The organism is Arundinibacter roseus (assembly GCF_004348825.1).
Taxonomy (GTDB): Bacteria; Bacteroidota; Bacteroidia; order Cytophagales; family Spirosomataceae; genus Arundinibacter; species Arundinibacter roseus.
In genome coordinates this window covers 390,729-402,998 of record NZ_SMJU01000002.1, presented here as the reverse complement: position 1 = coordinate 402,998, position 12,270 = coordinate 390,729, and the positions used below count along the sequence as shown (strand labels likewise).

Annotated in this window: 9 protein-coding genes; 7 read left to right on the top strand and 2 right to left on the bottom strand. The window is 46.8% G+C overall.

The annotated features are described in order from the left end of the window. The first annotated feature begins 124 nt into the window (after positions 1-124). On the top strand, positions 125-1,678 hold the full coding sequence (locus EZE20_RS04235; RefSeq protein ID WP_132114818.1) for a DUF5723 family protein: 1,554 nt from the start codon (positions 125-127) through the stop codon (positions 1,676-1,678). Positions 1,679-1,807: 129 nt separating this feature from the next. On the opposite strand, the gene EZE20_RS04230 is transcribed toward EZE20_RS04235, so the two are convergent. Then, positions 1,808-3,064, bottom strand: a complete 1,257-nt coding sequence (locus EZE20_RS04230; protein WP_132114816.1) for a DEAD/DEAH box helicase — start codon at positions 3,062-3,064, stop codon at positions 1,808-1,810. Positions 3,065-3,275: 211 nt separating this feature from the next. Between EZE20_RS04230 and EZE20_RS04225 the strand changes: the two genes are divergently transcribed. The 6 genes from EZE20_RS04225 to EZE20_RS04200 all read left to right on the top strand — a co-directional run bounded on the left by EZE20_RS04225 (position 3,276) and on the right by EZE20_RS04200 (position 10,283). Then, positions 3,276-4,586, top strand: a complete 1,311-nt coding sequence (locus EZE20_RS04225; protein WP_132114814.1) for an alkaline phosphatase D family protein — start codon at positions 3,276-3,278, stop codon at positions 4,584-4,586. A 111-nt stretch (positions 4,587-4,697) separates the two neighbouring features. Next, on the top strand, positions 4,698-5,189 hold the full coding sequence (gene msrB, locus EZE20_RS04220; protein ID WP_132114812.1) for a peptide-methionine (R)-S-oxide reductase MsrB: 492 nt from the start codon (positions 4,698-4,700) through the stop codon (positions 5,187-5,189). A gap of 76 nt (positions 5,190-5,265) precedes the next feature. Further along, on the top strand, positions 5,266-7,824 hold the full coding sequence (locus EZE20_RS04215) for a penicillin-binding protein 1A (protein WP_132114810.1): 2,559 nt from the start codon (positions 5,266-5,268) through the stop codon (positions 7,822-7,824). Between the two features lie 30 nt (positions 7,825-7,854). Next, positions 7,855-8,751, top strand: coding sequence for a LysR family transcriptional regulator (locus EZE20_RS04210; RefSeq protein ID WP_132114808.1), 897 nt, complete (start codon positions 7,855-7,857; stop codon positions 8,749-8,751). Between the two features lie 114 nt (positions 8,752-8,865). Continuing rightward, on the top strand, positions 8,866-9,870 hold the full coding sequence (locus EZE20_RS04205; RefSeq protein WP_132114806.1) for an NAD(P)/FAD-dependent oxidoreductase: 1,005 nt from the start codon (positions 8,866-8,868) through the stop codon (positions 9,868-9,870). Between the two features lie 92 nt (positions 9,871-9,962). After that, positions 9,963-10,283 carry a 2Fe-2S iron-sulfur cluster-binding protein gene (locus tag EZE20_RS04200; protein ID WP_132114804.1) on the top strand — a complete coding sequence of 107 codons (321 nt, stop codon included), beginning with the start codon at positions 9,963-9,965 and terminating at the stop codon, positions 10,281-10,283. Between the two features lie 200 nt (positions 10,284-10,483). On the opposite strand, the gene EZE20_RS04195 is transcribed toward EZE20_RS04200, so the two are convergent. Next, positions 10,484-12,250 carry an ABC transporter ATP-binding protein gene (locus EZE20_RS04195; protein WP_132114802.1) on the bottom strand — a complete coding sequence of 589 codons (1,767 nt, stop codon included), beginning with the start codon at positions 12,248-12,250 and terminating at the stop codon, positions 10,484-10,486. Positions 12,251-12,270: the final 20 nt, after the last annotated feature.

The window sequence follows — 12,270 nt, the reverse complement described above, 5'->3', positions numbered from 1 at the left end:
GCCGTCAGGTAAAAGTTCGGCTCTGTTCGCTTTATCTTCTTGCATACCATTTTTCTGAATCTGTTTTAACATATTTGGCCCTACTTTTGCCAACTAATCGCCAGTCATTTCGATTTTACTTTGTATGAACCGCACACTACTTATCCTGATTTGGTTATTGGCAACCGGCCTGCACACAGCCCTGGCGCAACACATGCCCGGCGTAGCAATGGGAAACTATGCAGGCACGCAGGCGCTTTATCATAATCCGGCCTTTGTGGCCGACTCTCGCTACGCATTCTACATTAACGGCATCGGCTCGCAAACTTATATCGCCAATAGTCACATAAAATACAATGCCCCCTACTCTTTTCTCAGCCTTCTAACCAATAATGTTCCTGATCAATACCGCAACGAAAAAGGAGCCATTATTTTGCCTCGTGCAGATTTGGAACAACGCCTGAACGGTCGGCTCAAACATCTGAATTTGGGCGCAGAAGCCCGCTTGCCTTCCGTTATGTTTTCGTTGCGGGATGGAAAAATCGGCATTGGACTAAGCTCGCGTGTGCGGGCGATTCTGAATACAACCGAAACAACTGAGTCTTTGGCTCAGGCACTTCGCAGCCGGGGAAAAGCCCCGGAAATACAAAGTATAATTTTTGAAAATCAGGCCACTACTCTGCATTTGAATGGCGTTGGCGAACTCGCATTGACGCTGGGTGGGGTAGTGATGGATAACGAAGCTGATTTTTTAAAAGTAGGTTTTACTGTGAAACGGGTGTTAGGGCTTTACAATGCACACGTTGTAGCCGATAACAGTTCTTTTGGCGTATTTCCTGATGAAAATTATAACAATCTCAGAGAAATCATTGAAGTCCCCGTCCTTAATGCTCAGTACGGCTATACTTCCGAAGGAGCTTTTCAGAACTTTACTCCTAATCCGGCGTGGCTGTTGGGCAATGCTCCCGCCGGTAGCGGGTGGGGTTTTGATGTGGGAATGGTGTATGAGTACCGTCCCAATGTCCACAAATATTCTTACACCGAAAAAGGTCAGCGCAAACGTGATGGCAGTAAGAATAAATACCTCTATCGCATGGCTGTTTCTCTCACGGATGTTGGAAGAATCAACTATAAAAATCCAAATTACGTAAACGTACAGCAGGTCAACGTTATTAATCGATCCTTTCGTTACGAGCGGTTTCAGAATTTGCAGGGCACTGATGGGTTTTTCAATGCCGTTGATCAGTCATTGGGGGTTACGAGCGCTACCCGCACCACGAGCTTTCGGTCGGTTTTGCCCACTACTTTTCAGGCAAGTCTCGATTACATGGTGAAACCAAATGTGTACATAAACACACTGTGGGTTCAAAACCTGCGGGGAGCCGGCGCCTTTGGCATGAAAGGCGAGTCTATTTTGTCGGTGACGCCCCGCTACGAACACCGGTGGTACGAACTTTCGGTTCCCGTTTCAATCATGAATCAGTACGGCTCCTTTGGTATTGGCCTTGCGGGCCGTGCCGGGCCGCTGTGGATTGGAACAGACCACCTCGCCGGTTTGCTGAATATTGGAAAACCCAAGATGGTAAATCTCTACGCCGGACTTTCCATGGGACTTTACAGACGGCCACCGTCTTCACCAAATCCTTGTTATCTGGAAGATCGCGAACCGTTTTTTCGACGCATTTTCAGAAGACGGTAAAGGGAATCAGGAGTTAAAAATCCTAAACACTTTTATTCACTAAAAAAACTACCCCGATTAACGTTCAGCTGTGAACATGAATTGGGGTAGTTTGAATTTCAAAACATTCAAAATTTATTTATAATCCAATCAAGATCTCGTCTTGGGACGGCTCTGCCATTTCTTGCGGGGAGCTTCACCTGCGGGTTTTGGCCGGGGGGCACGTGCTCCGCGGCCTTGCTGCCGCTGCTCTTCTTTCACCGGAGAATGATCAATCAACGGAAAAGGATGTGCATCCCGCACCGGAATTTTCTTTCCAATCAGCTTTTCTATATCTCGTAAATAAGCTTTTTCTTCGGCATCACAAAACGAAAGGGCCGTTCCGTTGGCACCGGCGCGGCCCGTACGGCCAATGCGGTGTACGTAGGTTTCGGCAATGTTGGGAAGTTCAAAGTTGATGACAAATTCCAGCTCGTCAACATCAATTCCTCGGGCGGCAATATCCGTGGCTACCAGCACACGGGTTGTTTGCGCTTTAAAATTGCTCAAAGCACGTTGCCGGGCATTTTGAGCTTTATTGCCGTGAATGGCTTCGGCAGAAATTCCGTGTTTAATTAAAATCTTCACTACCTTATCAGCCCCGTGCTTAGTTCGGGCAAAAACGAGAACGGTCTTTATCTTTTCATTGCTCAGCACATCAAGCAACAAAGCATTTTTATTCCCTTTATCTACAAAATAGACAAACTGATTGATGGTTTCGGCGGTAGACGACACGGGTGTTACTTCTACCTTGGCCGGATTTTGAAGAATGGTATCCGCCAATTTTACGATTTCGGGAGGCATAGTTGCCGAAAAAAACAGTGATTGCCGCTTTTTGGGAAGCACCGCCAACAACTTGCGCACATCATGTACAAATCCCATATCGAGCATGCGGTCGGCTTCGTCCAACACAAAAAATTCTACGTTTTTCAGGGAGACAAATCCCTGATTCATCAGGTCAAGCAGGCGGCCCGGCGTAGCAACCAGAATATCCACACCCTGCTGCAACGTACGGGTTTGCGGATTTTGGTTCACTCCCCCAAAAACCACGGCACATTTCATGCCGGTATGCCGCCCGTAAGCCACAAAACTTTCTTCAATCTGAATGGCTAATTCCCGGGTTGGGGTTACAATCAGACTGCGAATTTTGCGGGTGCGCTCATTAGTCTCAGTTTTTTTGAGCAATTGTAAAATCGGAATGGCAAATGCGGCTGTTTTTCCCGTTCCGGTTTGGGCACAACCCAGCAAATCTCTGCCTTGAAGTACCAGCGGAATAGCCTGCGCCTGTATCGGTGTGGGGATTGTATATCCTTCCTCCTGAACTGCTTTCAGGATGGTTGGAATTAATTGTAAGGATTCGAATGACATGTAGGTAAAATAGAGTTAAAAAAAGGCCTTCGGGAGATTCTTATCCCAAGGCCAGTGAATAGAACTGCAAAGATACGGCTTAATTATGGAAAAGCCTTCCTGCCGTCTTTTGGTCCTTTTGACAGGCAACTATTCACAGAAAATTCATATACTTCTAATCAACTGTTTTGCATCTTTGCAGAAATCATTGTCAGACCAACCTATTTTTCCAATGAAAAAATATATAGCTTTTGCCTTCTGCTTTTTGCTTTCTGCGAGCCTTTTTGGACAGATTCAGTCCGGCCCGATGGTCGGTTATTCTGACATGCGGGAGGTGATGCTTTGGGTACAAACACAACAAGCCGCCAACGTCCGCATTGATTTTTGGGAAGACGGAAAACCCACTGCCAGGCAGTCAACCGAAGAAATTAAAACAGAAAAAAAAGATGCTTTTGTGGCCAAACTCCTCGCCTATCCGCTCGAACCGGGCAAAAAATACAGCTATGAAGTAGTGATAAACAACAAGGTTGTCAAACGCCCGTACCCGCTGCAATTCCAAACCCAGGCGCTGTGGCAGTACCGATCTGATCCGCCCAACTTTCGATTTGCCATCGGCAGCTGTACCTACGTAAACGACGAGGCGTATGACCGCCCGGGAAAACCTTACGGAGGTCAGTATGAAATTTTTAAGTCGATTCATGAACAAAAACCGGACTTTATGATTTGGGGAGGAGATAACACCTACCTCCGCGAACCCGACTGGAACACGCGCTCCGGCATGCTATATCGCTACACCCACACCCGCTCGCTGCCCGAAATGCAGGCGTTGCTCGGGAGCGCCCACAACTACGCTATTTGGGACGACCATGATTTTGGACCCAATGATTCTGACCGGGCATTCTGGCTCAAAAATACCGCTGCCGAAACCTTCAAGCTTTTTTGGGCAAATCCCAATTATGTACTTGACGGTCCCTGCACCGGGACATTTTTCTGGAATGACATTCAGTTTTTTCTATTGGATGACCGGTGGTTCAAAGCGCCGAATGAGCGCGCCGAGCCGCGCGATTATTTTGGGCAGCAGCAAATCCGCTGGCTGATTGACGCACTCAGTACGAGTAAAGCGCCGTTTAAGTTTGTGGTGGCTGGTGGTCAAATAATCAATGCTTCGCCTGTTTTTGAAAATTATTCCAATTACGCTGCCGAACAGGAGCAATTTTTGAAACAGCTCGCAGACGAAAAAATACCGGGTGTTATATTCCTGACCGGCGACCGCCACAGCACGGCCCTGCATACCTTGAAACGTCCGGGGACATACCCGCTGCATGATTTTACCATTTCTCCGCTCACATCCGGTCGGGCTATTCCGGTCAAGGAAGAATATCAGAATAGTACAATGGATACGACAACCGTTGTGACGGAGCGAAATTTTGCCATTTTGGACGTAAGCGGCCCGGCAACTGATCGCAAATTACGGGTGTCCGTACGAAATGTGCAGGGTAAAGAATTGTGGAGCAGGGAACTGACGGCTTCGGAATTAAAATAAACCAAAGCCCATTTTTTGACGTTTATAGGGCTGAGAAAAACGTTTTCTCAGCCCGCTTTTTATAGATCATAAGTAGGTTAAAATGAATACATGTAACGTCAGAAATTCACTATGAAAATCACACGAATGCTTGCAGTTGTTTCGCTTTGTTTGGGAATAATTTCGTGCTCACAGGCGCAGAAAAAGTCATCAGAAACCAGCAGTAAACCCCGGCAGGTTCAAAAAACGGAAGCCGAGTGGAAAAAAGATTTAACACCACAGCAATTTTATGTCCTCCGCGAGAAGGGTACCGAACGCCCCTTTTCCAGCCCTTTAAATGCGAATAAGAAAAAAGGAACGTATGTCTGCGCAGCCTGTCAAACACCTTTGTTTAGCTCGGATACAAAATTTGAATCCGGAACCGGATGGCCGAGTTTTTATAAACCTCTCAATACAAAAAACGTGGAAGAGGAAGTTGACAAAACCCTCGGAATGGTGCGCACCGAAGTCCTTTGCCGGGTTTGTGGCGGGCATTTGGGGCATGTTTTTGACGATGGCCCCGCTCCGACCGGCCTGCGTTATTGCCTGAACGGAGTGTCGTTAGCCTTTAAACCCAAAGAATAATAGTCGGATCGCAAGCCGGACATATCGGGATTTGTCCGGCTTTCGTTATATTTGACCCCGACGAACCGACCCATATATGGAGGCTATCAGAGCTTTTATTAAACAAATACAATCTACTTATCAACGTTTTGCAGCCTGGCTTTCGGGCAAATTGAGCGCTGGAATTTACGCCGTAAGTGTCCTGCTTTTTGGTCAGAACAGAACCGATACTTTTCTTGGATGGTCCCGCGACCGCACACAGGCTATACGCCACTATGCAGCCGATCGCTTTGATACTCAATCTCCTTATTTCAAACCAATCTACCGTATTTGGAAGGTTTTTATCTGGGGAATTTTCCTGGCTATTTTTTATATTTTTTGTGTAGAAACCAATTTTCTATGGCTCATGGGCAGCATGCCGAGCATAGAGGATTTGCAGAATCCGAAGGTGGCGCAATCCTCCGAAATTTATACTTCGGACGGAGTCATGATCGGAAAGTTTTATACGGAAAATCGTACGCCGGTGGCTTACGATAAAATTTCTCCTAACCTCACCAAAGCGCTCATCGCTACCGAAGACATTCGTTTTTACGAGCATTCAGGAATTGACTATCGCGCAATGGCCGGCGTAGCCGCAGGAATTTTGACGGGCGAAACCGACCGGGGCGGCGGAAGTACCGTCACGCAGCAACTCGCCAAAAAACTCTTCAAAACCCGTAAACGCTCGGCTCGTGGGCTTTTGGGCTACATTCCGGGTGTAAGTACGCTGATTTACAAAACCAAAGAATGGCTCACGGCTATTAAACTGGAACGCTATTTTACCAAAGAGGAAATTCTGACGATGTACTTTAACACCGTCGACTATGGCAATAATACCTACGGAATCAACACTGCGGCACAGTCGTATTTTAGCAAATCGCCTGATAGTCTTAACGTTCAGGAAGCGGCCGTATTGGTTGGCTTACAAAAAGCAACGACTACCTACAACCCGATCCGAAACCCCAAACGCTCGCTCGAACGCCGCAATGTAGTGCTGGCGCAAATGGCAAAATATAAGTACCTAAGCCCTCAGGAAGCTGATTCGATCAGTCAGTTACCCATTGAACTGGCTCTTAAATTTGAAACTCCCTACGACGGCAACGCCAACTATTTTAAAAATGCGGTGGTTGATTATGTGAAGAAATGGGGCGACGAAAACGGCTATGATCTCTACACAGATGGGCTGAAAATTTATACAACAATTGACTCCCGGATGCAGGCTCACGCCGAAAAAGCGCTGGAAGAGAAAATGCGGCAGTTACAACGGGTTTTTGAAGATCACTGGGGCAAGCAGAATCCGTGGAGAGACGAAAACGGACAGGAATTGACTACCTTTTTGGAAGATGTAGTCAAGCGAACGAGTCGTTACAAAGCCCTTGCCGCACGCTATCCCAATCAGCCTGATTCCATCAATTTTCATCTCAACAAAAAAGATACAATGACCGTCTACGACTGGAAAACGGGCGGGCAGATGGTTCAGTATTGGAGCTCCATGGATTCTTTGAATTATTACAAACGAATCCTGCGGGCCGGCATGATGGCGATGGACCCTTACACCGGAGAAATTAGGGCTTGGGTAGGTGGTCTGGACTATAATTTCTTTAAATATGACCACGTAAAGCAGGGAAAACGCCAACCGGGCTCCACTTTTAAGCCTTTTGTGTATACCACCGCAATTGACGATACAACCTATAATATGGACCCCTGCGACCTTGTGAGAGATGAGCCGTATACCAAAGAGGTAATGATTAATGGTAAAATGCAAAAATGGTCGCCTAAAAACTCTACAGGTTATTTTACCTATTCCAACTTGACACTCAGGCGCGCCCTTGCCCAATCGGTCAACTCTGTAACGGTGCAGCTTACCGAAAAAGTGGGTCCTCAAAATGTTGCCAACTATGCCAAAAAAATGGGAATTACGACTCCCCTGCGCTCAGAAATGGGGATTGGCCTGGGAATATTTGACGTGTCATTGTATGATATGGTAGCAGCTTACTGTGTTTTTGTCAACTCAGGAATGTCCTCCTCCCCGATTTTAGTAACCCGAATTGAAGATCGGAGGGGAAATATTATTGAAGAATTTCAAACCGAACATCATCAGGCAATTTCACGCGAATCTGCTTTTCTCATGACGCACATGCTCAAAGGCGGCATTGAAGAACCGGGCGGAACGTCGCGTGGACTCTATAATTTTGAAGTAGGCCTCAATCAACGCAACGAAATCGGAGGAAAAACCGGAACAACTTCCAACAACTCGGACGGTTGGTACATGTGCATCACCCGTGACCTCGTGATGGGCGCGTGGGTAGGTGGCGACGACCGCTCGATTCACTTCCGAAGTACTGACCTTGGGCAAGGCTCCCGCATGGCGCTGCCGATTGTGGGGAGTTTCCTTGAACGGGTCTACAAAGACAAAAGCATCGGTATGGTTCCGGGCCCTTTCCCCAAGCCTTCGTTCCCCATCGAAAAAGAATATCAATGCACCTATGAGCCCATTCAAGCCGATACTCTTGAATTTGAGCCCGATAGTGGTGATTTCCTGCCGGATGAAATCGAGTTTCAGATTGGTCCGCCACCACCGCCACCGCCCGCTCCGGATACGGCAAAAAAGCAGTAGTGAGGATTCTTTTCCACAAATTTTGACTCAATGCTCGACTTTCGCCTGCATGTTTTTTATACCGTTGCCAAAAAACTGAGCTTTACCAAAGCAGCAGCCGAACTTTACATTAGCCAACCGGCAGTGACCCGGCATATTCATGAGCTGGAACAGCAGTTTGGTATGGCCCTTTTTGAACGAGCCGGACGGCAAATCAGCCTGACACCTGCCGGATTGCTGACGCTGCATCATGCCGAAACGATTCAGGCCAATTATCGACAATTGGAATATGACCTGAACGCCTTAAAAGGGCAGCGAGCCGGGGCGCTGCACCTCGGGGCAAGTTCTACAATTGCACAATATGTACTGCCGCCGGTTTTGGCTTATTTTCACGAAAAAAATGCAGACGTTGCCATTTCGCTCATCAGCGGCAACACCGAACAAATTGAGCAGGCGCTTCTAAACAAAGATATTGATGCAGGAATTGTGGAAGGTCGTACGCATCTCCCGGAGCTTCATTATGAGGAGTTTAGGCGTGATGAAATTGTACTCATTGCCCGGGCCGATCATCCTTTGGCTCAGCGTGACGAACTTTCACTGGATGAGCTCCGAAGCGTGCCGCTCGTTCTTCGGGAGCGAGGCTCGGGTACGCTGGAAGTCATTGAATATGCACTCAAAGAACACGGCATAAAGTTGAGTGATTTGGTGGTAGATATGTATTTGGGGAGTACCGAAAGCATAAAATCCTACTTATTCCATTCCAGCTGCATGGCCTTTATTTCCATCTATGCCATTGAAAATGAACTTCGTGCGGGCACTTTTCGGATTCTGGACATACAAAATTTAACTATCTCCCGATTTTTATATACCATTCATCGGCAGGGCGATCCGGAGCCTTTGGCCGATTCTTTTTTGCGTTTTGCCCGCAAATACTATAACCAAACCTGATGCTTCATAACAAATAGTTATTAGCCTTCCCTGCCAATCAGCCGTACCTTTGTCCTACAAAAAAGCCTACAAAAACTATGGGCTTTATTTCTCATCTAACTTACAGATTTTCTGATGATTACGACCGATATATGCATCATTGGTGCGGGTCCTGTTGGGCTTTTTGCTGTGTTTGAAGCAGGTTTGCTCAAAATGCGTTGCCACCTCATTGATGCGCTCCCGCAAGTTGGCGGGCAACTTTCTGAGATATATCCTCAAAAACCAATTTATGACATTCCGGGCTATCCAGAAGTTAAAGCTCAGGAACTAGTCGATAACCTGATGCAGCAAATCGCGCCATTTAAACCGACGTTTAGTTTGGGCGAGCGTGTAGAAGTTCTTGAACAACAGGAAGATAAGTCTTATTTGGTGCAAACCAATGAAGGTACGCAGGTACGGTGTCAGGTGGTGGTTATCGCCGGCGGACTAGGCTGCTTTGAACCTCGCAAGCCCGAGATTGTTGGTCTGGAACAATTTGAAGGCAAAGGGGTTGGCTACATGGTTAAAAACCCGGAGCTGCTGCGTGACCGCCGCGTGGTGCTCGCCGGGGGTGGGGATTCTGCCCTGGACTGGACCATTTTTCTAGCTTCGGTTGCCAAAGAAGTGACGCTGATTCATCGGTCAGATTCCTTCCGTGGGGCACCTGATTCTGCCGAAAAAGTATTTGAACTGGCACAGGAAGGCAAGATTAACCTCATCCTGAATTCAAACATCCGGGCAATTCACGGAAATGGACATTTGCAGGAAGTGATTGTGGAAGGTAAGGATAAAGTTCAGTCATCGCTGAAAGCCGATCATTTGGTGGCGCTGTTTGGACTAACTCCAAAACTCGGCCCGATTGCGAACTGGAATCTGGCGATTGACAAATCGGCTATCAAGGTCAATACTGAGGATTATAGCACGAATGTTGAGCGGATTTATGCGATCGGCGATATAAATACGTATCCGGGGAAATTAAAGCTGATTTTGTGTGGTTTTCATGAAGCCGCCTTGATGTGCCAAAGTGCGTTTAAATATGTGTATCCCAGCCAGAAACTTAGCTTCAAATACACCACTGTAAACGGAGCGCCCGGTTTTTGAAGAATTAAAAAATTTTACTATTGTAAGTTAATCACTTATATATCAAATACTTATTAATACTAATGGCTAAAAGCCAGTAGCTCCCAATATCCATGATTCAATTTATAGTAGAAGACCGCGACGGCACACGTCGACCTGTTGAAATCCCGGAGGGCATGGGGCTGAATTTGATGGAAGTCTTGAAAGCCTCTGAATACAACATTTTGGCTACCTGCGGCGGCATGGCGCTTTGTGCAACCTGCCACGTACATATTTTGGAAGGCGAAGATAAACTACCACCGGTAAGCGATGCCGAACTTGATATTTTAGATACGCTGCCAAGCGCTCACGCCAACAGTCGCCTTGCCTGTCAGCTACGGGTGGAGGAAACGATAGAAGGTGCTGTTTTTCAAATCGCCGGGGAGGAAAATTGAAAAATCCGCCCTATCCTTCTGGGCGGATTTTTAATGTTTTCGCAGCCGCAGGGCTTTACCCTGCGCTGTCAGATTTCACCCTTTCAGAAGCAGGGCTTTACCCTGCGCTGTCAGATTTCGCCCTTTCAGAAGCAGGGCTTCACCCTGCGCTGTCAGATTTCGCCCTTTCAGGGCTGAGGGCGGCAAACAAGGGTTGTTTGTTATAAATCAATTACCTCTTTGTACTGCATTCGGTACAGATTTGCATAAAAACCATTTTTTGCAAGTAATTGATCGTGAGAACCTTCTTCCATAATTTCTCCACGATCCAGTACAATTATTTTGGTAGCCTCCTGAATCGTAGACAGGCGGTGGGCAATGACAATGGCCGTACGTCCTTTCATCAATTTTTCGATTGCTTTCTGAATCAGTTCTTCTGTTTCGGTATCCACCGAGGAAGTTGCTTCGTCCAAAACCATGATTTTTGGATCGTGAACCATCACGCGCACAAACGAAATGAGCTGTCGTTGCCCCACCGAAAGTGTAGCGCCCCGCTCCTGCACATTGTACTCGTAGCCACCCGGCAGGCGTTCGATAAACTCATGCACGCCTACTAATTTTGCAGCTTCTACTATGCGCTCGCGCGTGATGTTCGGGTTGCCCAGCCGAATGTTATTTTCGATGGTATCCGAAAATAGAAATACATCCTGCATTACTACGCCGATATTCCGACGAAGTGCTGTTAACTCATAGGCATGTACGTCTACTCCATCAATCAGAATTTCGCCTTTATTGATGTCATAAAAACGATTGAGCAAATTAATTATCGAGGATTTTCCGGCGCCGGTTGCGCCTACAAAGGCAATGGTTTCGCCGGCGTTCATGTTAAAATTGATATTTTTCAGAACGTATTCTTCTTCATTATAGGCAAACCATACATTCTTGAATTCAACCTTGCCCTGCACAAGGTCAGGAACGTGAGTTCCATTGTTGGGTGTAAAATCTTCGCTATCAAGCAATTTCAGAATACGATCCGTGCTCACAATTCCCATTTGCAACGTATTGAAGCGGTCAGCCAACTGACGAATCGGGCGGAAAAACAGGTTAATAAACATCACAAATGCCGTTACCGTCCCAAACGTAACGTCCTGCTGCAAAATCTGCTTGGAACCATACCACACCACGAGCCCGGTGCCGGCGGCGGAGATGACATCTGCCACCGGAAAATAAATGGAATAGTACAAAATCGAGCGGATGTTGGCGTCGCGGTGCTCGGCATTAATTTTTTCAAACTTGCGGTATTCGGCATCTTCACTACTGAAAATCTGGACGATATTCATGCCCGTGATGTGCTCCTGCACAAAGGAATTCAGGTTAGAAACCGCCGCTCTAACTTCATTGAACGCATCCTTTATTTTTTCTTTAAATACATAGGTACTAAACAGCATCAGCGGTACCATCGACAAACTGATTAATGATAATTTCCAATCAGTATAAAACATGACAGCGATGATCAGCGTCAATTGCAGAATATCGCCCGCTATGGCAGCCATGCCATCGCTAAAAACATTGGAAAGCGTTTCAATATCCGAAATGGTGCGGGTTACGAGCCGTCCGATGGGTGTTTTGTCAAAAAAGGTTAGCCGAAGGTGAATAATCTTTTCATAGAGCGTCACACGCATATCGCGAATGATGTACTGCCCAAGCCAACCCGACAAATAGGTATTGACAAACGACACGAGTCCCTGCACAATGAGCACGACAATCATGAGCACGAGCATGAGTGCCAGCTGATTATAATCGCCGTTGGCGACGGGCGTATCAATGGTGTATTTTATAAGTAACGGAAGCAGCGGGGATAACATGGCGCTGACCATGATGATGCCGATAAGGCCAAAAAACTCTTTTTTGTAGGGCTGCACAAACGTATAGAGCCGTTTCAGCGTTGGAAGGTCAAAGATTTGTCCGCTTTTGGTTTCCTGATTCACGTGATTAAATTGCGTCTGTT